The sequence below is a fragment of the Streptomyces sp. NPDC046805 genome, from assembly GCF_040645355.1.
Lineage (GTDB): Bacteria > Actinomycetota > Actinomycetes > Streptomycetales > Streptomycetaceae > Streptomyces.
The window spans coordinates 89,858-108,869 of sequence record NZ_JBEYYC010000030.1; the positions used below are offsets into that span (position 1 = coordinate 89,858).

Below are 19,012 nucleotides of genomic sequence, written 5' to 3' on the forward strand. Positions count from 1 at the left end.
GAGCCAGGCGAGGAAGGCGAGCACGAAGATCCCCTCGACCAGCAGCGAGAGGGGCCGTACGGCGGTTCATGGTGACTCCAGGTGTTGCGAGACACGCTGAGGCTCGCAAGGTCCGGTAAGGGGGTACGGGTCACCCGCTCCGATGGATTGGGCGGTGGAACGGGAGGACAATGGAAGCGTTCTCGTGCACCGCCACCAGGCAATCTTCTGCCCTGAATGGTCCGTATATATGGGTATGCAGGGTTTTGGGCTTCCCGTGGGCCGCCTTCCAGACGAGGCTCTGCTCTCGGGGCTGGCCACGGGTGACCCAGAGCTCGCGGTGACGTTCGTCAGGCGGTTTCAGCGGACGGTCTTCGGTGTCGCCATGGCTGTCATCGGCGATCCGCAGCTGGCCGAGGACATCGCCCAGCAGACGTTCGAACGTGCGTGGAAACACGCGCAGATCTATGACTCCCGCCGCGGGTCGGTGACAAGTTGGCTGACGACGATCGCACACAATCTGGCCATCGACGCCGTCCGCTCACGTCGACCGGATCCCGTGGCACCCCAAGATCTCGACACGCTCCTCGATGCCGTGACCGAGACCCCCGAGCAGTACGCGCTCGCGGACGAGGCGTCGTCCCGCCTGCGGGCCGCCGTGGCGCGGCTGCCGCGTGAACAGGGCCGTGCCCTGGTGATGGCGGGCATCTACGGGATGACCGCCCAACAGGTCGCCGACCGGGAGCACATCCCGCTGGGCACGGCCAAGACCCGGATCAGGACAGCAATGGGCAAACTTCGGACCACGCTGACGTCTCCGAAGCGAGGCGACGATGTCCCCTGACGTGACCTGCGAGACGCTGCGGGAGATCGGCGCGGAGCTGGCTCTCGGCGTTCTCCATGGCCGAGAGCGGGCGGAGGCCGTCGCGCATCTGGAGCGGTGCGCCGACTGCCGGCGGTACGTCGAGGAGCTGACCCTCGTCGGCGACGGGCTGATCGGCCTGGTGCCGGCCCGGGAGCCTCCGGTCGGGTTCGAGACCCGGGTGGCGCGTTCGCTGGCCCAGGCCGCTGCGGCGCGCGACGGAGGTGGGGGCCTGCGCCGGCTGCGTCTCCTGCGCAAGGGCTTCCCCGGACGGGTACGGCTGGGCGTCGCCTCCGCCGCGGCCGCTCTCGCGCTCGCCGCCGGGTTCGGCGGCTGGGCCATCGGCACGGCCCTCGAGAACCAGGCCTCGCCGTCGCGGCCCACTCAGGTCGTGCCCGGGGTGATGCTCGCGGATCTGACGACAATCGGCCCCCGTGGAGAGTCGGCCGGCAAGATCCTCGCTCACCCCGGAACGCCCGGCTGGCTGTATGTGTCCATCGACCTCGAAGACATCGGGTACAGCGGGAAGGTCCACTGCCTGCTGGAGCGCAAGAACGGCACCACCGTGCCCGTGGGCACCTTCGCACTGCACGACGGCTACGGTTCCTGGCAGGTCCCGCTGACGGTGGAGCCGACCACTCTCGCCGGCGCTCACCTGACCGACCCGGACGGCACGGTCATCGCCAAGGCGCACTTCCACACGACGGCGTGATCCTCCGGGCCGGGCGCGCCTGCGCGGCCGGCGGCGGCATCAGGCCCGGGGCACGTGGCGCCGCTGCCACGGCAGGGTCGCGTCGAAGGCGGCGGCGAGGTCTCTGATGGTGGGGCGGGCCGCCGGTGCCGGCCGCAAGCAGCCGTCGATGGCCGTGGCCATGTCCCGCGGCAGGCGTCGGCGGGACCCGATCGGCGGCGCGGTTCCTTCGAGTTGCGGATACCGGTCGCCCCGCCCGGTCGTGCTGTCACCGGCCTGAGCGTCCCCCGACGGTGTGTCCCCTGTGTCCCCCGCCTCCGTCCCCGTCCGCCCGCAGGCGAACGGCAGGCTCCCCGTGGCGACCTCGTACAACGTGACACCCACTCCCCACACGTCGGCGGCCGTCGTCAGCGCTCCGCCGCGCGCCTGCTCGGGTGCGAGGTAGCAGCATGTGCCGAGGCCCGCGGGAGCGGTGCCGGGCGGCCGCGCGACGCTCAGGTCGAGCACCTTGGCGTGCCCGCAGTCGACGACGACGTTGGACGGCTTGAGGTCGAGGTGCAGCAGTCCCTGGCCGTGGAGGTAGTGCATGGCGGAGCACAGGTGGACGCCGAGCAGGGCCACGTCCGCGGCGGACGGCCTGCGCCGCAACCGGTGGATGAGGTGGGACAGCGTCTCGCCGGTGAGGGTCTCCAGGACGACGACGGGCTCCGGCGACGCGAACGTCTCGTACGCACGGACCAGATGAGGATGGCTGAAGGCCTGGAGCCAGCGGCCCTCGCGCAGCAGCCGCCGGCCCAGTCGTTCGTCGTCGCGGCGGTCGGGACGTACGACCTTGACGACGCAACGGCAGTCCCGTTCCTCGCTCCACGCGTCGTACAGGTCGAGCCAGCCGGTCCGCGTGAGATGGGCCAGGACCTCGTAGCCCGGCACGATCTCCGTGCCGGGTGCCAGGGTCGGCGCTGCCGATGCGGTGTCCCCGCTCATGTCGGCACCGTGCCCGTCCTCGGGGCGGCGGCGGAGTTCAAGGGGGTGCGCCCCGTCCCCGCGTTCGGCGCTGTCGCCGCGTTCAGGCGCTGCAGCCGGGCGTAGGTGCCGTCGTGCGCCAGCAGGTCTTCGTGGGTGCCGCACTCGATGACCCGGCCGTGGTCGAGGACCACGATGCGGGTGGCGTCGCGCACGGTGAGCAGGTTGTGCGAGATGACGATGGTGGCGCGCCCGGCCATGAGCCGGCGCAGCGGCTCCATGATCCGCCGGCCCGACCGGGCGTCCAGCCCGGTGGTGGGTTCGTCGAGCAGCAGTACGGGGGCGTCCCTGATCATCGCGCGGGCGATGGCGACGCGCTGGCGCTGGCCGCCCGAGAGCATCCGGCCCTGGTGGCCCACCACGGTGTCGTAGCCGTCCGGAAGCAGCCGGATGAAATCGTCGGCGTCGGCGGCCCGGGCCGCGGCGACGATGTCCGCCTCGCTCGCGTCCGGGCGGCCGTAGGCGATGTTCTCCCGGACGGTGCCGTGGAAGACCAGCGTCTCCTGCAGGACCACCGCGACACTCTCCCGTACGTCGGCCAGCCGCAGGTCCCTCAGGTCGGCTCCGTCGAGGCGGACGGCGCCCCGGTCGGGGTCGTAGAAGCGCAACTGCAGCTTGGCGACGGTGGACTTGCCGGCGCCGCTCGCCCCGACGAGCGCCAGCGTCTCACCGGGTGCCACCCGGAACGACACGTCGGCGAGCGCCCACTGGGACGTGCCCGGGTAGCGGAAGGAGACCCCGTCGAACTCCACGTCGCCGCGGGCGTTCGCCAGTCGGCGGGCTCCGGCGGCCTCGACGACCTGGGGGCGCTGGTCGAGCAGCTCGATGATCCGCTCGGCGGAGGCGGACGCGGCGTAGAACGTGGTGCTGAGGTGGGACAGGCCGCGGATCGGGGCGTAGAGCTTGCTGATCAGCGCGAGGAAGACCAGCAGGCCGCCGAGCGTCAGCCGGCCGGCCGCCAGCTGCCACGTGCCCAGCGCCATGACGGCGAGCGCGCCGCTCACCTCGATGATCTCGACGAGGGGCCCGTAGACGCCGTGGATCCGTGCCGACGTCATCGCCGCCCGGAACTTGCCGAGGCTCTCGCGCTGGAACCGGCCCTCCTCCCAGCCCTGCCGGTTGTACGCCTGGACCAGGGCGACGTTGCCGAGCGACTCCTCGGCGATCGCGCTGAGCGAGCCGCTGCGGCGCCGGCGCTCCCGCGAGGCTGCCTTGATCAGCCGCGAGAAGTGGCGGGCCGCGGCCCAGAACAGCGGCACGATGACGAGCGCGAGAAGGGTCAGATCCCAGCGCAGATAGACCAGCAGACCGAGGAAGACGCCCACCTCGACGACGTAGTAGAGGGCGTTGGCCACGCCGGAGAGGAGGAACGTCTCGACGGCGTCGACGTCGCCCGTGACGCGGGAGAGCACGTCCCCGAGCCGCCGTCGTTCGAAGAACGCGAGGGACAGGCTCTGGACGTGCCGGAACACATCCGCGCGCAGGGACAGCAGGAAGCGCTCGCTGACCCAGGTGGACGTCACCTCGTCGGCGAAGCCCAGCACGCCGGAAGCGACGATGAGTCCCAGGTAGACGAGCGCGATCCAGAGCAGCGGGCCCAGATCGCGCGGGACGAGCACGTCGTCGACGACGAGCTTGAACAGCCAGATCTCGGCCCCGTCGAGCGCGGGCCCGAGCAGACTGAAGCAGAGGATGAGGAGCAGCCAGCGCCGGCCCCCGCGCGTGTACGGCCAGAAGCGCCGGAAGATGTCGCGGAGCGGCACCGGGGGTGCGGCGGCGACCACGGCATGCGGATCCTCGCCCACCGACAGCAGACGCCGCAGAACATGCCGCGGGACGCGGGCCATGGCGTGCGCACCTCGAAGGTCGCGGGCTCAGCGGACCGGAGTTGCGGGCCCCGGCCCGCTCAGCCGTGTGTGATTAGTAGCCGCCGTGGCCGCCGTGCCCACCGTGACCACCGTGGCCGCCATGACCACCGTGCCCATGGCCGCCATGACCATGACCGCCATGGCCGCTGCCACCGTGCCCGTGGCCGTGGCCATATCCGTGGCCGTAGCCGCCGAACTCCGACGTGAACCGGTCGCGGTCACGATTCGCGGGAATGAGGTGACTGAAGATCGCCATAGTTTCTCCCTTGCTCGCATCCCCCATCAGGGATACGGCCGAGAACCCGCGGCGGATGGCGCTTCCGGGCAAATTCGCGCAGCCCTCTGGCGGACGCGCGTAGACCTCGGGCACTATCTGCGTGCACTGCCTGCACCGCCCGCACAGCCACCTCACAGGAAGCACGGTCGTTCGCAGGAAGGGTTCCCCCATGAAAATCCGCTCCGCCTTGACCGCACTCGCGCTCGTCGTCGCTCCGAGTGTCGCGGTCGTCGGCACCGCCACCGACGCCTTCGCCGTCACGAAGATCAGCCAGGCCACGGCCGAATCGATGTTCCGCTCGGTCGGCATCACCTGGTCGTCGTCGGGCAACTGCACCAACCGCAACAACTCCACCTGTACGTCGTTCGACCAGCTCAACCTCGCCACCGCGCAGGGCGCCCAGACGCTCAAGAAGGCCAGCGGCTGCGCGCTCAACATCACGGGCGGCACCGAGACGGGCCACGCGAGCGGCACGTACTCGCACTGGAACGGCTACAAGCTCGACTACAGCAAGTACACGTGCATCGGCAACTACATCAAGAACAACTTCGGCTACATCGGCCTGCGCGGTGACGGCTACCCGATGTGGCAGTCGGGCTCCGGCAACATCTACACCGACGAGGGCAACCACTGGGACGTCTTGTACTACAACTGCGGCGGCTGCTAGGCGATACGGCCGCCGTCGGATGTCCGGCCCGCGCCCGCCACTCGGCGGGCGCGAGCTCGGACGGGGGTGTCGGGCGCGGCCCCACGGAGCGTCGCACTCGACGTCATCTCACCGGCCGTACGGCTGATTCACGGCGTCGGCGCCTGATCCGCTCCGGCCTCCAGTTCCGCTCGCAGTGTCCGGAACTCCCGCGGCCGGTTCGCGCACACCACCCCGATCAGGCGGCCGTCGCGAAACGCCCGTACGGCGAAGTCGCACGCCTCAGGGTCGGCCATGTCCCCGTCGACGGTGAACGTCTCGGCCTCCTGCGGGTCGCCGGCGACCTGAAGGGTGTTGCCGTACTGCTGGGCCCAGAACCACGGGCGGGGCTCGTACGGGACGGTGGCTCCGAGCAGGGTACGCGCGACGGCCGCCCCGTGGTCCTGGGCGTGGGACCAGTGTTCGTACCTCCTGGGCGCGCCCCCGGTCCCGTAGAGGCCGCGGGCCACGTCCCCGGCCGCGTACACGCCCGGCGCGGAGGTCGCGCCGTACGCGTCGACCAGGATCCCGTCGTCGGTCTTGAGGCCGGCGCGTTCGGCGAGGGTCGTCTCGGGGGTCATGCCCACGGCGACCACGACCGTGTCCGCCGTCAGCTCGCCGTCCGCCGAACCCCCGCGGGGCGTGGCGACGATCCGGCCGTCACGCCGTGCGAAGTCGTCGAGCCGGACCCCGGCGCGGATCGCCACGCCCCGCGCCCGGTGCAGGCCGGCGACCGCGTCGGCCACGGCCGCCGGGAGCACGCGGGCGAGCGGCCGCTCGTCGGCCTCGGTGACCGTGACCTCGCAGCCGAGGCCGCGCGCGGTGGCGGCCACCTCCAGGCCGATCAGTCCGGCGCCGACGACCAGGACCCGGCCGCCGCCGATCAGCGCGGACCGGAGCGCGTTCGCGTCGGCGAGGCTGCGCAGGGTGTGGACGCCCGGCAGGCCCTCGGCCGCGGGCAGCGGCCTGGCACGCCCGCCGGTGGCGAGCAGCAGCCGCCGGTACGGCAGCGTCGTGCCGTCGGAGAGGACGACCTCGCGCCGGATCGTGTCCAGCGCGGTGGCCTCGGTGCCGGTACGCAGGTCGATGCCCCGGTCCGCCCAATTGCCCTGGGGGCGCAGCAGCGTTCGGGACGGCGGCTGGGCGCCCGCGAGCACCTCCTTGGACAACGGGGGCCTGCGGTAGGGAGATTCGGGGTCGTCGCCGATGAGGGTGAGCTCCCCGTCGTAGCCCTCGGCACGCAGGGTGAGCGCGGCGGTGGCGCCCGCGATCCCGGTGCCGACGATGACGACGGGGCCGGCGAGGGGCTCAGGCATGGGTGATCTCGACCATCTCGAAGTCGGCCTTCGCGGCGCCGCAGTCGGGGCAGCTCCAGTCGTCCGGGATGTCCTCCCAGCGGGTGCCGGGGGCGATGCCCTCGTCGGGCCAGCCCTCGGCCTCGTCGTAGACGAAGCCGCACACCAGGCACTGCCACTTCTTCGCGGGGCGGTCGTCGCCGGTCACGCACTCTCCTCGAGTTCGAAGTCGATCTTTTCTCGGACACCGCAGTCGGGGCAGCACCAGTCGTCCGGCACCTGGTTCCAGGGCGTGCCCGCGGGGAAGCCCTCGCGGGGGTGGCCGGCGGTCTCGTCGTACACGTAGTCGCAGGCGGGGCAGCGGTGACGGCTCACGCGGCGGCTCCGTAACGGGCGAGGACCGCCGGGCGCTTGCTCGGCTGGATGTTGGCGCGGGTCACGTCGCCGTCGTAGTGGGCGAGGACGCGGTGGTCCATGACCCGGCGCCACAGGGGCGGGACATAGGCGAGGAGGATCATTCCCGCGTAGCCGGTGGGGAGTTCGGGAGCGTCCTCGAAGTGCCGCAGGGCCTGGTAGCGGCGGGTGGGGTTGGCGTGGTGGTCACTGTGGCGCTGGAGGTGGTAGAGGAAGACGTTGGAGGCGACGTTGTCGCTGTTCCAGCTGTGGCGCGGGGCGCAGCGCTCGTACCGGCCGCTCCCGGCGCGCCGGCGCAACAGGCCATAGTGCTCGATGTAGTTGACGACCTCCAGCAGGCAGAAGCCGAAGACCGCCTGGAGGGCTAGGTACGGCAGGACGCCCGGTCCGAAGGCGGCGGTGAGGGCGCCGAAGAGGACGAGCGACATGACCCAGGCGTTCAGGATGTCGTTGCGCAGTGTCCACGGCGACTTGCCGCTGCGGGCGAGCCTGGCCTTCTCCAGGCGCCAGGCGGACACGAGACTGCCGACGACCGTCCTCGGCAGGAACCGCCAGAAGCTCTCGCCGAACCGCGCGCTCGCCGGGTCCTCGGGGGTCGCGACGCGGACGTGGTGGCCGCGGTTGTGCTCGATGAAGAAGTGCCCGTAGAAGGTCTGGGCGAGCGCGACCTTGGACAGCCAGCGCTCCACCGACTCCTTCTTGTGGCCGAGTTCGTGCGCGGTGTTGATGCCGATCCCCGCGACGCCGCCGAGGGTGAGCGCCAGCCCCACCTTGTCGAGCGTCGACAGACCGCCGTCGGCGATGAGCCAGCAGCCCACGGCGAGGCCGGCGTACTGCACGGGCAGGTAGAGGAAGATGCACCAGCGGTAGTAGCGGTCCCGCTCCAGCCAGGCGAGCGCGCTCTCGGGCGGGTTGGCCGAGTCCTTGCCGGTGAGCTGGTCGATGATCGGGAAGAGCACGTACAGGATGCCGATGCCCGTCCACCAGAACAGCCGCAGCCCGGTGAGCTCCACGAGCCCCCAGGAGAGGAACGGGAAGGACGGGACGATCAGGCCCATGAGCCAGAGATAACGCTTGGGATCCCGCCAGGGGATGCCCGCCGGTACTGCTTCTTGTTCGCTCTGCACGGCCATGCGCGGCCTCCTCGCCGTCACTGGTTGGACACATTGCATGCGTTCAGTCCAGTAGATAGACAGAGGGGCGTGTACTCGTCAATACTTCGGACAGCGATCGATCAGATCGGGCAGTATTCGGACCGGATCGTTCGGGAGGGATATGAGGCCGCCACGGAGGGTTGGTTAGAGTGAGTGCACGATGAGTCGATTCCGTGAAAGTGTTCGATCTCTGCTGCGTGAGCAGGTACTTGACGCGGCCTACCACCTGGTGGCCGCGGACGGTTGGGGCGGGCTGCGCATGGCCGGCATCGCGCGCGCGGCAGGTGTCAGCCGGCAGACCCTCTACAACGAGTTCGGCACCAAGGAGGCGATCGGCAAGGCCCTCGTCCAGCGTGAACTCGAAGGCTTCCTGATCGGCATCCAGCGCGAACTCGACGCGCATCGCAGCGACTTGAACGCGGCGGCCGCGGCCGGCGTCGTGTACACCCTCCAACAGGCCGTGGACAACCCGCTGATCAAGGCCATCCTGCTGGCGGCGCGCGGCGGCGACGACGAGCTCCTCGCCTATCTCACCACCCGCACCGAGCCGGTCTTCGCGACCGCCATGGCGATGCTCGACGGGTACGCGACCGAGGCGTGGCCGGACGTCGACGCGGAGTCGCGGGGCCTGGCGGTCGAGACGATCGTCCGCCTGACGATCAGCCACATCGTCCAGCCGGTCGGCCCCCCGGAGGAGTCCGCGCGCCGGATCGCGCTGATCACTTCGCGGATCGCCTACCCGGGCGGGCGTGACTGACCGAGCGCGATGGGCTGAGCCTGCGACACCAGCTGGGGGCCGGCGGGCGACGCAAGCAATGCGGTGCACGCGAGCGAGCGGCGCCTGCCCGGCACGCGTGCCGGGCAGCGTTCAGCCGGCGGTCGCGGCCTCGGTCCGCCGGCGCAGGCGCATGGCCTCCTCGTAGACCCGGGCCCCCCGGTCCGGCGCCATGTCCAGCCGGACGAGCACGGCCGGTACGGCGATGCTGGCCATCACGTGCCGCTCGATGTCGGCGACCCGCTCCTCCAGGTCGGCGTGTCCCGTCATGACCTTCGAGAGAACCTGGGCACCGGCGAACACCGCCACACGGTTGCGGGCCGCCGCCGCGACGTCGACCTGGGGCAGCAGTTCCCCCTTCTCCTTCGCCCGGGACAGCAGCGCTACGTTGCGCTCGATCCACCCGGCGATCGGCAGCCGCCGCTCCAGCCGGTCGTTCGGGCGGCCCTGGTCCATGGCCAGCCGGACACCGCCCTGGACCAACGGCTCGCCCCGGCTCAGCAGATGGGCGAGCAGGAACGTTCCGTCCAGGCTCTCCTGCAGGATCAGTTCCCGTGGCGGCGGCTGCGGGACGGCCGAGAGATGCTCCGCCAGCACCGCCCGGGCCAGTTCCTCCTTGGAGGGGAAGTGGAAGTACAGGGCCCCCTTGGTCACGCGCGCCCGTCGGAGGATCTCCGCGATGGTCGCCGCCTCGTACCCGACCTCGGCGAACACCGCGGCGGCCGCCGCCAGAATGGACTGCCGTGTCCTGATCGCCCGTTCCTGCAGCGCCACGGATCGCACCTCCGCGCCGGCTCCTGAAAGCCGCCCTGGATAAACCGACGCGTGCGTATGTTTCCAGCCGTCCGACGCGCCTTCAAGGCGTACGGCGTACAAGCGCGCCCCGCGTCCACCGTGGCCCTACTGAACGAGCTTGAGGATGTTGGGCACCGCACGCGTCAGCCGCAGGACGCCCCACAGGAGCAGCAGGAGACCCGCCACCTCCGGCAGCAGCCACCAGCCCGTGCGGATCTCCTCGCTGAACAGGGTCACGCCCAGCAGCAGGCTCGCCGTCGCGTCGCCGATGGTCAGCGCGGGCTGGGAGGCGGCGAGCAGGCCGGCCTGCAGGGAGTTCTCCAGGAGCACGAGCGAGCAGACCCCGACGATCGCGAACCCGTAGGTCTGCCAGGTGGCGAGGAAGGCGCGGAAGCCGTCGTGGGCGAGCGTCCCCGTGGCCGACTTCATCAGCCCGGCGGTCAGGGCGTTGCCGATCGCGGCGGCCGTCGCGAGAGCGGCCGCGCGGAACAGGGACGAGCGGGACGGACGCGCGAGGACGACCGCCGCGGCCATCGCCCCCAGGCACACCGCGAGCACCGGCACCCAGTGCGACATGGGCGCCTGGTTGCGGCTGCCCGAGGGCGCCGCGGCCCCCAGGACCAGGGCAAGCCCGACGACCACTCCCCCGACCCCCCACCAGCCCTCGGGCGGCAGCCGGATGTGCAGCAGCGGAGCGGAGATCAACAGAGCGAACGGCAGCTCCAGGATGAACAGCGGCTGGACCAGGGCCATGGGTCCGTTGATCAGGGCCAGGGCCTGAAACAGAGCGGCGCCCATGACGCCGAGGATGCCGATGCGCCAGGCGGTGCGCCGCGCGAGAGCGAGCACCAGACGCAGCCCGCCGCCCTGGGACACCGTGCGGGCCGCCTTGCGCTGGAACGCCGTTCCAGCGGCGTTGCTGGCGGCACCCAGAACGGCACAGAACACGGCAAGCGCAATCACGCATCCATCATGCCTCGCCTCGGACGCCCCCTCTCGGCGGTGATCGACGCCGGTCGCCGGGGGCCGGCGTACCCACGCGGGCGGACACCGGCGGGAACCCGTCCTACCGTGGAGACATGGACGGCGGCACGGTGACGCTGTTCCTGTGCGGCGATGTGATGCTCGGGCGCGGCGTCGACCAGATCCTCACGCACCCCGGCGATCCGGCCCTGCGGGAGGAGTACGTCGGCGACGCCCGCGGCTACGTCCGGGCCGCCGAGGCCGTCAACGGCCCGATTCCCGCTCCTGTCTCCCCCTCCTGGCCGTGGGGCGACGCCCTGCGGGTGCTGGAGGAGGCGGCCCCGGACGCGCGGATCGTGAACCTGGAGACGTCGGTCACCCGCAGCGACGTGTTCGCGCCGGGCAAGGCGGTCCACTACCGCATGCACCCGGCCAACCTGCCCGCCCTGCTGGCGGCCCGGCCCGACGTCTGCGTGCTGTCCAACAACCACGTCCTCGACTTCGGCCGCGAGGGGCTCACCGAGACACTCGACGCCCTCTCCCACGGGGGCCTGCGCACGGCCGGCGCGGGACGGAACGCCGACGAGGCACGCACGCCCGCGGCCGTCCCGGTGGGCGGCGACCGGCGCGTGCTCGTGTTCGGCATCGGGACGTCGTGCAGCGGCATACCGGACGACTGGGCGGCGGGCGCGGAGCGCTCCGGTGTCGCCTTCGTCCCGGCCCTGACGCCTGCCGCGGCCGACGCGATCGCCGAGGACGTACGACGCGTGAAGCGCCCCGGGGACATCGCGGTCGTGTCCGTGCACTGGGGCTCGAACTGGGGCTACCGCGTCCCCGGCCGGCAGGTCCGCTTCGCGCACGCCCTCGTCGACGGCGGCGTGGACGTGATCCACGGCCACTCCTCGCACCACCCCCGCCCCGTCGAGGTGTACGGCGAGCGGCTGGTCCTGCACGGCTGCGGCGACTTCGTCGACGACTACGAAGGCATCACGGGCTACGAGGACTACCGCGACGACCTCCGACTGGCGTTCCTGGTCTCGGTCGAGGCGGACACGGGTCGCCTAGCCGGTCTGCGCATGGTGCCGCTGCGGGCCCGCCGGATGCGGCTGGAGCCCGCGTCCGCCGAGGACGGCGCCTGGCTGCGCGCGACGCTGGAGCGGGTGAGCGAGGGCGTGTCCATCGGCATGGCGGCCGACGGGTCACTGACGCTGGTACCCACGGACCGCGACGGGCCCACGCAACGCATGGGGCCCATCCGCCGCTGGGGACCCGCACACCGCAGTCGCCCCACAGAGGGCCGACACCCCTCGTGATCAAGGAGAACGAGATGCCGATCGAAACCGTCGAGCGATTCCTCGCCGCCCTCAGCCCGCACGCCCGGGAACACGTGCAACGCCGCCCGCGCGAGGAACAGGAGAGACTCGCCGACGCCTGGGAGACGGAACTGAGAGACGACACCGCCCTCGACACGCTCAGCGAGCTCTCGCCCGCCGCCGCCGAGAGCGAGGCGGCGGCACGAGTGGTCCAAGGGCTCTTCGATTAGGGGACGTTCGATGCCCCGGCGCCCCGGTGCTCAGCACGCGAAGCACACTCGGCACGCTCAGCACAGCACCGCGAGGTCGCCGGGGCGCACCCTGGCCGTGACGGGGAGGGTGGCCTCGACCTCGCCGTCGGCGCCGTAGGGGACGGCACGGTCGGCCTCGATACGGATCTCCCGGCCCCGCAGGATCTGCACCTCGGGCCGGTTGATGTGGGCGCCCGTCTTGAGCTCGTTCATGAGGGCGAAGAAGAGGTGGCGCGGGGCCTCACGGATCATCACGACGTCGAGCACTCCGTCGTCCAGGCGGGCCGCGGGCGCGATGGCGCGGCCGGAGCCGTAGTAGGCGGAGTTGGCGGCCACGACGCTATAGCCGCGGTGAGCGTGCTCCTGCCCGTCGACCGTGACGCGGAAGGACGCCGGCCGCCAGGTGGTCACCGCGCGCAGTCCGCCGAGGTAGTAGGAGGCGGCTCCGCGCAGCAGCCGCGCGTTGTTGGCGTGCTGGTTGGCGAGCGCGTCGACGCCTGCGTACACGCTGCCCAGCACCACGGTGCGCGGGTGTACGGCCGACTCCACCTCGATGGTGTCCACGGTGCGCGGTTCGTGGTCGAGCAGGACCCGGGCCAGGTCGGCGGGGTCGGCGGGCAGCCCCAGGGCGCGGGCGAAGTCGTTGCCGCGGCCGGCGGGGACCAGGCCGAGCACCGTGCCGGTTCCGCTGAGGGCACCGCCGATGCCACCGGCGATGCCGTCGCCGCCGACCGCGAGCACGACCCGGCCCTGTGCACCGGCGGCGAGGGCGAGTTCCTGGGCGTGGGCCAGGCTGCGGCTGTACTCGGTCTCCAGTTCGGCCCCGGCCTCCCGCAGCAGGCGGGCTATGCGCAGCAGCGCCGCCCCGGTGGAGCCGCCCGCAGTGGGATTGACGACGGCGGTGAACTGGCGCATCGGTGAGCCTCCGGGCGGTGAGGGGGACGTCGGCGGTGACGGATGGTGGAGGGTAACGGATGGTGGCCGAGGGCTGCCGGGGAGGGGGTACTCCCCGGCAACTGGCGTTGTCCGCAGGGGAGACAGGGGACGGGGGCGTGGGTGCGGGAACTGGTCAGTCGGTGGGCAGCAGGATGCCCGGATTCAGGATTCCGGCCGGGTCCAGGCACCGCTTGACCGCCTGCAGGGCCTCGATGCCGAGGGGGCCGGCTTCCCTGACGTACCAGTCGCGGTGGTCGGTGCCCACTCCGTGGTGGTGGCTGATCGTGCCGCCCGCCGCCAGGACGGCCTCGTTGGCGGCGTGCTTGGCCGGGGCCCAGTGGGCGACCGGGTCCTCGCCCTGCGCCGAGACCACCGTGAAGTACAGGGAGGCACCGTTCTCGTACACGTGGGAGATGTGACACATCACCAGCGGCGGTGTGCCGGCCGCGGTGAGGGTCTCGGTGAGCGCGCCGCGGACGGCCGTGTACAGCGCGGGGACACGGGACCAGAAGGTCGCGGTCTCCAGCGTTTCGGCGAACGCGCCCGCGTCCAGCAGGGAGTCGCGCAGATAGGGGGCGGAGTAGCGGCCGTGGGCCCAGCGTTCGCCGGGTTCGGCTCCCAGGAACTCGCCGCCGCACGAGCGCAGCACGGCCGCCGCGCGTTCCCGGCGGTGCGCCGTCTCCTCCTCCGTGCCCTCGTACCCGGCGATGGCGAGGCAGCCGGCGCTCTGCCCGGCGTCGGCCGAGCCGATGGCGTCGGGCTGGGCCAGACCGATGAGGGTCTCGGTCTCGTCGGACAGGCGCAGCACCGTGGGCAGCGGGCCGTCCTGGGCGAGGCGGCGCAGAGCGGCGGCTCCCTCCTCGAACGAGGCGAAGCGCCACCCCTCGTAGCGGCGGGTCCGCGGGACGGGCCGGACGCGCACGGTGACGGCGGTGACGACGCCGAACGCGCCCTCGGAGCCGAGGATCAGCTGACGCAGGTCGGGTCCGGCGGCCGACCGCGGGGCGCGGCCGATGTCGAGGGTGCCCCGAGGGGTGGCGACGGTCAGGCCGAGCACCATCTCGTCGAAGCGGCCGTACCCGGCCGAGGCCTGTCCACTGGAGCGCGCGGCGGCGAACCCGCCGATGGTGGCCCATTCGTACGACTGCGGGAAGTGCCCGAGGGTGAACCCGTGCTCGGCGAGGAGCGCCTCGGCCTGCGGGGCGCGCAGGCCGGGCTGGAGCGTGGCGGTGCGGGAGACCGGGTCGACGTCGAGCAGGCCGTCCATGCGGCGCAGGTCGAGGGCGACGAAGGCGCGCGGCCCGGACCGCTCGGACCCGTCGGATCGCTCGGGCTGCTCGGGGGCGAGTCCGCCGACGACGGAGGTTCCTCCCCCGAACGGGACGGCGGCCAGGCCGTGTTGACCGCACGCGCGCAGCACGGCGAGCACCTCGTCGTGGGTCGCGGGCAGGATCACGGCGGCCGGGACGTCCTCGGTGTCACCGGCGCGGATCCGCAGCAGGTCCGGGGTGGACTTCCCCCGGGTGTGCCGGATGCGGCTCTCCGCGTCCGTACGGACGTGGGCCGCGTCGCCGACGGCGTCCGCCAGGGCGCCGAGTGCGGCGGAGTCCAGCGGGGTTTCGGGGACGGCGATGTCCTCCAGGGCGTGTACGGCGGTGTCGCGCGGCTTGACGCCGAGCAGGTCGCGCAGCAGCCCGATCACCGTGTCGGGCAGGGGCGCGGCCTTGGCCGGGTCGCCCCAGCCGCTCCACAGCATGTCCATGAACGGTTGTCCCCATCGTTCGGTGGTCGGCCGGTTCGTCATGCGGTGGTCCGCCGGTTCGCGAAGCGCCGTATCCGACGCGGCCTCAGGCGTTACACTGTGACACATGACGCCTATTCGTCACAACGGTTCGGACAATGATCGCGTGCTCGACGCGGCGCGTGACTGCGTTCTGGCCGTCGGAGTCCGCCGCACCACCCTGACCGACGTGGCCCGCCGCGCCGGGGTCTCCCGGATGACGCTCTACCGGCGCTGGCCCGATGTGCGCACCCTGGTGGGCGACTTGATGACCCGTGAGTGGGTCGACGTGGCCACAGGGGCCATGCCCCAGCGCCGGCCGGGGCAGCACTCCCGGGGCCTGATCGTCGACGGGCTGGTGGCGGGGGTGGCGGCCTTCCGTGCCCATCCGCTCTTCCGCAAGATCATCGACGTCGATCCCGAACTGCTCCTCCCCTATGTGCTCGACCGCCGCGGAGCGAGCCAGGACGCGCTCCTCCGGCTGCTGGGCGACGCCCTGCGCGCGGGTCACGCGGACGGGTCGGTGCGTCCCGGCCCCGTCGAACGGCAGGCCCGCGCCCTGCTGTTGGTCGTCCAGTCCTTCACCCTGTCCCTGCGGACCATGACCGACGAGAACGACGCCGACCTCACCTCCGCGGCCTTCCTCGACGAAATGCGCTTCCTGCTGGAGAGGACTCTCACGCCATGAGCCCCGCACACCGCCCCGCCGTCCCCACCGCTCCGACCCCGGGATCGTCCCTCTCCGCCGGCCGCCGCCGGCGCGAACTCGCCCAGGCGGTCGACGGCACCGAGGTCGACGTCCTGGTCGTCGGGCTCGGCGCGACCGGCGCCGGAGCGGCCCTGGACGCCGCCGCCCGCGGATTGAGCGTCGTGGCCGTCGACGCCCACGACCTGGCCTTCGGTACGTCCCGCTGGAGCTCCAAGCTCATCCACGGCGGACTGCGCTATCTGGCCGCCGGGCAGTTCGACGTCGCCCACGAGAGCGCGGTGGAACGCGGCGTGCTGATGGAGCGCACCGCCCCTCACCTGGTCAGCGCCCAGCCGTTCGTGCTACCCCTGACGCCCCTGGTCTCCCGGGGCCAGGCGTCGCTGGCGTGGGCCGGTTTCCGGGCCGGGGACACCCTGCGCCTCACGGCCCGCACGTCCCGCACCACCCTGCCCGCACCCCGCCGCCTGTCCGCGGTGGAGACCCGCACCCTGGCCCCGTCCGTCCGGGCCGACGGCCTGCGCGGCGGGCTGCTGTCCTGGGACGGGCGGGTGATCGACGACGCCCGCCTGGTGACCGCGCTCGCCCGCACCGCCGCGGCCCACGGTGCGCGCGTCCTGACCCGGGTCCGAGCCCTGGAGCTGACCGGAGGCGGCGCCCGCGTACGCGACGAACTCACCGGAGAGCAGGGCGAGATCCGCGCCCGTGCGGTGATCAACGCCTCCGGCGTATGGGCGGGCGACCTGGTGGACGGCATCCGGATACGGCCCTCGCGGGGCACCCACCTGGTGCTCCGCTCGGACCTGCTGGGCCCCCTCCCCGCAGGCCTGCACGTCCCGGTCCCCGGGGAGACCAACCGCTTCGTGCTGGTCCTCCCCCAGGGCGACGGGCGCGTGTACGTCGGGCTCACCGACGAGCCCGTCGAGGGCGAGATCCCCGACGTCCCGGAGGTTCCCGAGACCGACATCGGCTTCCTGCTCGACGTCCTCGGCTCCGTCCTGGAGGTACCTGTACGCCGCGACGACGTCGTCGGCGCCTTCGCCGGGCTGCGCCCCCTGCTGGACACCGCCGCGGACCGCCGCGGCGCGCCCGCACGGACCTCCGACATCTCCCGCCGACACGCGGTCCTGACCTCGCCCGACGGCGTGGTCACCGTGGTGGGCGGCAAGCTCACCACCTATCGGCGCATGGCGAAAGACGCCGTCGACGCCGCCGTCACGGCCCGCCGTCTCCCCGCCGGCCCGGCCACCACCGCCTCCGTGCCGCTCGTCGGCGCGGCCGCGCCCCACCGCCTCGGCGCGCTGCCCGTACCCCGTCGCCTGATCCGGCGCTACGGCACCGAGGCCCCGGCCGTGCACGCGCTCGCCGCGCACGATCCGCGCCTGAGCGAACCCGTCCTGCCCGGCCACCCCGTCACCCGTGCCGAACTGCTGTGGGCCGTATGCCACGAGGGCGCCCTCGACGCGTCCGACCTCCTCGACCGGCGCACCCGTATCGGGCTCGTCCCCGGCGACCGCGCCGCCGCGCTGGAGGCCGCCCGCGAGGTGCTCGGCGAGAGCGAGTCCCGCTCGTCGTGACGGTTCGCCCGCGGCCTTGGGGTACGCCACTGCGCGATGGGTAGGACAGCAGGGCCCGGGTAGAGCGCGTGGTACGTCGTCGGACGCCGTACCACGTCGTCGGAACAGGGAAGGGATGGTCGGGCCATGACGCTGGAAGACGCCGGCGGAGGTGCGGTGCAGGCGGTCGCCGTGTACGACGGACGCCTGCTGCTGGTGGAACGGCAGGACGGCTGGGGGCTGCCGTCGGGCGCCCCGGAGCCGGCCGAGACACCGGAGGCCACCGCGGCACGCCTCGTGTACGAGTTGACCGGCTACCTCGTCGACGGCTCCCAGCCGCTTCGCTCACCGGCGGCGACGGGCACGGGGACGGACGCGCCGCCGGCCGTGGTGTGCCAGCTGCTGAGCGAGGACCCGTCGGACGGGGCCCGGCTCACCCCGGAGCAGATCCGCTGGGTCCCGTTCGCGGAAGCCGCCGACGTCGACGCCGGACTGCCCCAGGTCGTACGTGACTACCTGGAGGGGCACACCCCGGTGTGAGCCGGCGGCGCCTGCGACCGATCAGGCCGGGGTGGCGCCGGGAAGCCGCTCCAGGATGGCGGCGACATCCGTGGCCCGGGCGGTCTCGGCCAGGGCCCTGGCCATGACCGGACCCGGCTCGCGGGACGTGGTCACCAGCCCGATGGGCATCGTGCGGGTGGGCTCCACCAGCGGTACCGCCCGCATCCCGTCCGGGACGCCGAAGACATGGAGCCAGGAGTGCGGCACGATGCTGGCCCACCGGCCCGTCCGGACGTGGGAGAACAGCGCGGCCACCGAATCGCACTCGACGCGGGGCGCCGGACGCAGGCCCGCCTCGGCGAAGATCTCGTCCAGCACCCGCCGCCCCTGCATGGTCGGGTTCAGCAGGCACAGCGGAAGCCGTGACGCCTCGGTCCAGGTCGCCGTCGACTGCCGGGCCAGGCCGTCGCCGATGTTGGTCAGCAGTACGTACTTCTCCTCGTACAGCGTGACGACGTGGAAATTCTCGGAAAGGTTCTCGGGGACGTAGGTGATTCCGGCGTCCAGTTCGAAATTCTGCAGCTGCCGCAGGATTTCCTCGGACGGCAGGTTGCCCATCACGTCCACGGTGACCATCGGGTGCTCCACGCAGAACGGGCCCGTGAGCAGCGACACAGCGCCCGACGCGGTCGGGACCGAGCCGATCCGCAGCCGTCCGCTCAGACCGGTGCGCAGCGCCCCGACCTCGTCCGTGAGGGCCTCACGGTCGGCCAGGATCCGCTGCGCCCACATCAGGATGCGCTCGCCCTCGGGAGTGAGTCCCTCGTAGCTGCGTCCGCGCCGGACGAGCGGCACGTCCAGCTCCTCCTCCAGCTTGCGGATCGCCTCGGAGAGGGCGGGCTGGGAGACGTAGCAGGACTGGGCGGCACGTGCGAAATGACGTTCGCGGGACAGCGCCACCAGGTATTCGAGTTGGCGGAACAGCATCTTGGTCTCTCTGGTCCATCCGGCCGGATCGGTAAGGGGGATTCGTCCGACCGGGTGGGCGTTGTCCGACCGGAGCGACGCTGGGAAGCGTCAGGCCACGGGTTGTGGTTGGAGGCGTTCGGCGCCGGTGTAGATGTTCATGGAGGTGCCGCGGAGGAAGCCGATGAGGGTGAGTCCGCTTTCGGCGGCGAGGTCGGCGGC

General features: G+C 72.3%; 22 protein-coding genes. 9 read left to right on the plus strand and 13 right to left on the minus strand.

Annotation, left to right across the window (positions count from 1 at the left end; translation table 11 throughout):
- The first annotated feature begins 235 nt into the window (after positions 1-235).
- Together ABZ910_RS28150 and ABZ910_RS28155 are read left to right on the plus strand one after the other, a co-directional pair.
- A complete protein-coding gene (locus tag ABZ910_RS28150; protein ID WP_361370098.1) occupies positions 236-823 on the plus strand; it encodes a sigma-70 family RNA polymerase sigma factor in 588 nt (195 codons plus the stop codon).
- Positions 813-1,553, plus strand: a complete 741-nt coding sequence (locus ABZ910_RS28155; RefSeq protein WP_361370050.1) for a hypothetical protein — start codon at positions 813-815, stop codon at positions 1,551-1,553. The genes ABZ910_RS28150 and ABZ910_RS28155 overlap by 11 nt, the downstream gene beginning before the upstream one ends.
- Before the next feature lie 39 nt (positions 1,554-1,592).
- Here ABZ910_RS28155 and ABZ910_RS28160 read toward each other — a convergent pair whose 3' ends face one another.
- Genes ABZ910_RS28160 through ABZ910_RS28170 form a run of 3 tightly spaced genes read right to left on the minus strand, consistent with a single transcriptional unit; the run spans position 1,593 to position 4,597 of the window.
- Positions 1,593-2,516: a serine/threonine-protein kinase gene (locus tag ABZ910_RS28160; RefSeq protein ID WP_361370051.1), complete on the minus strand. Its 924-nt coding sequence runs from the start codon at positions 2,514-2,516 to the stop codon at positions 1,593-1,595.
- Entirely contained in the window at positions 2,513-4,402 is a 1,890-nt protein-coding gene (locus tag ABZ910_RS28165) for an ABC transporter ATP-binding protein (RefSeq protein ID WP_361370053.1), read from the minus strand. Before ABZ910_RS28165 ends, ABZ910_RS28160 begins: the two co-directional genes overlap by 4 nt.
- Before the next feature lie 27 nt (positions 4,403-4,429).
- Positions 4,430-4,597, minus strand: a complete 168-nt coding sequence (locus ABZ910_RS28170; RefSeq protein ID WP_361370055.1) for a hypothetical protein — start codon at positions 4,595-4,597, stop codon at positions 4,430-4,432.
- A gap of 272 nt (positions 4,598-4,869) precedes the next feature.
- Between ABZ910_RS28170 and ABZ910_RS28175 the strand changes: the two genes are divergently transcribed.
- The gene (locus ABZ910_RS28175) at positions 4,870-5,367 is read left to right on the plus strand and encodes a hypothetical protein (RefSeq protein WP_361370057.1); all 498 of its coding nucleotides are present in this window, start codon (positions 4,870-4,872) and stop codon (positions 5,365-5,367) included.
- A 128-nt stretch (positions 5,368-5,495) separates the two neighbouring features.
- Here the strand turns inward: ABZ910_RS28175 and ABZ910_RS28180 are convergent, their stop codons facing one another.
- The 4 genes from ABZ910_RS28180 to ABZ910_RS28195 are packed head-to-tail and all read right to left on the minus strand — an operon-like array spanning position 5,496 to position 8,227.
- Complete coding sequence (locus tag ABZ910_RS28180) at positions 5,496-6,701, minus strand: FAD-dependent oxidoreductase (RefSeq protein WP_361370059.1); 1,206 nt, start codon at positions 6,699-6,701, stop codon at positions 5,496-5,498.
- Entirely contained in the window at positions 6,694-6,888 is a 195-nt protein-coding gene (locus ABZ910_RS28185; protein WP_361370061.1) for a rubredoxin, read from the minus strand. Before ABZ910_RS28185 ends, ABZ910_RS28180 begins: the two co-directional genes overlap by 8 nt.
- Positions 6,885-7,055: a rubredoxin gene (locus ABZ910_RS28190; RefSeq protein ID WP_361370063.1), complete on the minus strand. Its 171-nt coding sequence runs from the start codon at positions 7,053-7,055 to the stop codon at positions 6,885-6,887. The genes ABZ910_RS28185 and ABZ910_RS28190 overlap by 4 nt, the downstream gene beginning before the upstream one ends.
- Positions 7,052-8,227, minus strand: a complete 1,176-nt coding sequence (locus ABZ910_RS28195) for an alkane 1-monooxygenase (RefSeq protein ID WP_361370065.1) — start codon at positions 8,225-8,227, stop codon at positions 7,052-7,054. Before ABZ910_RS28195 ends, ABZ910_RS28190 begins: the two co-directional genes overlap by 4 nt.
- A gap of 181 nt (positions 8,228-8,408) precedes the next feature.
- On the opposite strand from ABZ910_RS28195, the gene ABZ910_RS28200 reads away from it, so the two are divergent.
- Positions 8,409-9,005, plus strand: coding sequence for a TetR family transcriptional regulator (locus ABZ910_RS28200; RefSeq protein WP_361370067.1), 597 nt, complete (start codon positions 8,409-8,411; stop codon positions 9,003-9,005).
- Positions 9,006-9,116: 111 nt separating this feature from the next.
- Here the strand turns inward: ABZ910_RS28200 and ABZ910_RS28205 are convergent, their stop codons facing one another.
- Both ABZ910_RS28205 and ABZ910_RS28210 read right to left on the minus strand, forming a co-directional pair.
- Complete coding sequence (locus ABZ910_RS28205; protein WP_361370069.1) at positions 9,117-9,797, minus strand: ScbR family autoregulator-binding transcription factor; 681 nt, start codon at positions 9,795-9,797, stop codon at positions 9,117-9,119.
- A gap of 126 nt (positions 9,798-9,923) precedes the next feature.
- Entirely contained in the window at positions 9,924-10,781 is an 858-nt protein-coding gene (locus ABZ910_RS28210; RefSeq protein WP_361370070.1) for a DMT family transporter, read from the minus strand.
- 116 nt (positions 10,782-10,897) lie between these two features.
- Here ABZ910_RS28210 and ABZ910_RS28215 point away from each other — a divergent pair, with 116 nt between their 5' ends.
- Together ABZ910_RS28215 and ABZ910_RS28220 are read left to right on the plus strand one after the other, a co-directional pair.
- Positions 10,898-12,094 carry a CapA family protein gene (locus tag ABZ910_RS28215; RefSeq protein WP_361370072.1) on the plus strand — a complete coding sequence of 399 codons (1,197 nt, stop codon included), beginning with the start codon at positions 10,898-10,900 and terminating at the stop codon, positions 12,092-12,094.
- A 14-nt stretch (positions 12,095-12,108) separates the two neighbouring features.
- Complete coding sequence (locus ABZ910_RS28220; RefSeq protein ID WP_361370074.1) at positions 12,109-12,324, plus strand: hypothetical protein; 216 nt, start codon at positions 12,109-12,111, stop codon at positions 12,322-12,324.
- A 57-nt stretch (positions 12,325-12,381) separates the two neighbouring features.
- Here ABZ910_RS28220 and ABZ910_RS28225 read toward each other — a convergent pair whose 3' ends face one another.
- Positions 12,382-13,260 (minus strand): YegS/Rv2252/BmrU family lipid kinase, encoded by an 879-nt coding sequence (locus ABZ910_RS28225; protein ID WP_361370076.1) that lies wholly within the window; start codon positions 13,258-13,260, stop codon positions 12,382-12,384.
- A 154-nt stretch (positions 13,261-13,414) separates the two neighbouring features.
- Positions 13,415-15,043, minus strand: coding sequence for an FAD-binding oxidoreductase (locus ABZ910_RS28230; protein WP_361370100.1), 1,629 nt, complete (start codon positions 15,041-15,043; stop codon positions 13,415-13,417).
- Between the two features lie 106 nt (positions 15,044-15,149).
- Here ABZ910_RS28230 and ABZ910_RS28235 point away from each other — a divergent pair, with 106 nt between their 5' ends.
- From ABZ910_RS28235 to ABZ910_RS28245, 3 genes are all read left to right on the plus strand, one after another.
- Complete coding sequence (locus ABZ910_RS28235; protein ID WP_361370078.1) at positions 15,150-15,749, plus strand: TetR/AcrR family transcriptional regulator; 600 nt, start codon at positions 15,150-15,152, stop codon at positions 15,747-15,749.
- Positions 15,746-17,344, plus strand: a complete 1,599-nt coding sequence (locus tag ABZ910_RS28240; protein ID WP_361370080.1) for a glycerol-3-phosphate dehydrogenase/oxidase — start codon at positions 15,746-15,748, stop codon at positions 17,342-17,344. Before ABZ910_RS28235 ends, ABZ910_RS28240 begins: the two co-directional genes overlap by 4 nt.
- A 126-nt stretch (positions 17,345-17,470) precedes the next feature.
- Complete coding sequence (locus ABZ910_RS28245; protein ID WP_361370082.1) at positions 17,471-17,863, plus strand: NUDIX domain-containing protein; 393 nt, start codon at positions 17,471-17,473, stop codon at positions 17,861-17,863.
- Positions 17,864-17,884: 21 nt separating this feature from the next.
- Here the strand turns inward: ABZ910_RS28245 and ABZ910_RS28250 are convergent, their stop codons facing one another.
- Both ABZ910_RS28250 and ABZ910_RS28255 read right to left on the minus strand, forming a co-directional pair.
- Positions 17,885-18,811, minus strand: a complete 927-nt coding sequence (locus ABZ910_RS28250; RefSeq protein ID WP_361370084.1) for a LysR family transcriptional regulator — start codon at positions 18,809-18,811, stop codon at positions 17,885-17,887.
- 90 nt (positions 18,812-18,901) lie between these two features.
- Positions 18,902-19,012: formate dehydrogenase accessory sulfurtransferase FdhD (locus ABZ910_RS28255; RefSeq protein WP_361370102.1), on the minus strand; the 111-nt coding region annotated here is incomplete at its 5' end.

Coding starts and splice junctions, on each gene's coding strand:
- ABZ910_RS28225 (WP_361370076.1), bottom strand. CDS start 13,260: ATGCGCCAGTTCACCGCCGTCGTCAATCCCACTGCGGGCGGCTCCACC.
- ABZ910_RS28245 (WP_361370082.1), top strand. CDS start 17,471: ATGACGCTGGAAGACGCCGGCGGAGGTGCGGTGCAGGCGGTCGCCGTG.
- ABZ910_RS28240 (WP_361370080.1), top strand. CDS start 15,746: ATGAGCCCCGCACACCGCCCCGCCGTCCCCACCGCTCCGACCCCGGGA.
- ABZ910_RS28215 (WP_361370072.1), top strand. CDS start 10,898: ATGGACGGCGGCACGGTGACGCTGTTCCTGTGCGGCGATGTGATGCTC.
- ABZ910_RS28150 (WP_361370098.1), top strand. CDS start 236: ATGCAGGGTTTTGGGCTTCCCGTGGGCCGCCTTCCAGACGAGGCTCTG.
- ABZ910_RS28235 (WP_361370078.1), top strand. CDS start 15,150: ATGACGCCTATTCGTCACAACGGTTCGGACAATGATCGCGTGCTCGAC.
- ABZ910_RS28200 (WP_361370067.1), top strand. CDS start 8,409: ATGAGTCGATTCCGTGAAAGTGTTCGATCTCTGCTGCGTGAGCAGGTA.
- ABZ910_RS28175 (WP_361370057.1), top strand. CDS start 4,870: ATGAAAATCCGCTCCGCCTTGACCGCACTCGCGCTCGTCGTCGCTCCG.
- ABZ910_RS28195 (WP_361370065.1), bottom strand. CDS start 8,227: ATGGCCGTGCAGAGCGAACAAGAAGCAGTACCGGCGGGCATCCCCTGG.
- ABZ910_RS28170 (WP_361370055.1), bottom strand. CDS start 4,597: ATGGCCACGGCCACGGGCACGGTGGCAGCGGCCATGGCGGTCATGGTC.
- ABZ910_RS28250 (WP_361370084.1), bottom strand. CDS start 18,811: ATGCTGTTCCGCCAACTCGAATACCTGGTGGCGCTGTCCCGCGAACGT.
- ABZ910_RS28230 (WP_361370100.1), bottom strand. CDS start 15,043: ATGGACATGCTGTGGAGCGGCTGGGGCGACCCGGCCAAGGCCGCGCCC.
- ABZ910_RS28180 (WP_361370059.1), bottom strand. CDS start 6,701: ATGCCTGAGCCCCTCGCCGGCCCCGTCGTCATCGTCGGCACCGGGATC.
- ABZ910_RS28155 (WP_361370050.1), top strand. CDS start 813: ATGTCCCCTGACGTGACCTGCGAGACGCTGCGGGAGATCGGCGCGGAG.
- ABZ910_RS28160 (WP_361370051.1), bottom strand. CDS start 2,516: ATGAGCGGGGACACCGCATCGGCAGCGCCGACCCTGGCACCCGGCACG.
- ABZ910_RS28165 (WP_361370053.1), bottom strand. CDS start 4,402: ATGGCCCGCGTCCCGCGGCATGTTCTGCGGCGTCTGCTGTCGGTGGGC.
- ABZ910_RS28220 (WP_361370074.1), top strand. CDS start 12,109: ATGCCGATCGAAACCGTCGAGCGATTCCTCGCCGCCCTCAGCCCGCAC.